Below are 681 nucleotides of genomic sequence, written 5' to 3'. Positions count from 1 at the left end.
CAGAAATGATTTTCAAGTATTCTGAAATGTTAAAAGCGAATGGAAAATATGAAGCTTCAAACACACAGATGAAGAAGTTTTCATCTATGCGTCCAGGCGATCATAGAGCGACTGCTTTTATGGCAAATCCAGATTACCTTCCAAAGATTTTAGATAAAGGAAAGAAGTTTAATGTTCAAAATATGGACATCAACTCAGCAGTATCAGATTTTGGAGGCACACTTCAAGGAGGAAAACTATATATTACAACAGCAAGAAATGACTCTAGAAGAAACTATGGTTGGAATGAGCAACCATTTTTAGATATCTACGAGTATACAGCAGCAAGTGATGGTACTTACCAAGGAGAGGCAATGTTAGGGAATGAGATTAACACAAAGTATCACGAAGGTGTAGTATCCTTTACACCAGACGGTAAAACAATGTATTTCTCTAGAGAGAGTTTCTTTGAGAACATTTATGAGAAGGATTCAGTATCAAACACAAAGTATAGTGTATTACACATGTTTAAGGCTACAAAGAGTGGTAATGAGTTTAGTAATATAGAGGCTTTACCAATTAATAGTCCAAACTATTCTATAAAGAACCCAAGCGTAAGTGCAGATGGAAAGACCTTATACTTTGCTAGTGATATGCCAGGTGGTTTTGGAAAGTTTGATATCTACAAGGCACCAATAGAAA

At 35.5% G+C, this 681-nt stretch carries 1 pseudogene; it reads left to right on the top strand.

Annotated elements, in window-relative coordinates:
• Positions 1-681 (top strand): annotated as a pseudogene (locus Q0997_RS20250) (cell envelope biogenesis protein OmpA); the annotation flags it as partial.

The organism is uncultured Lacinutrix sp. (genome assembly GCF_947500325.1).
Classification (GTDB): Bacteria; Bacteroidota; Bacteroidia; order Flavobacteriales; family Flavobacteriaceae; genus Lacinutrix.
This window is presented reverse-complemented; position numbering and strand designations above follow the sequence as displayed.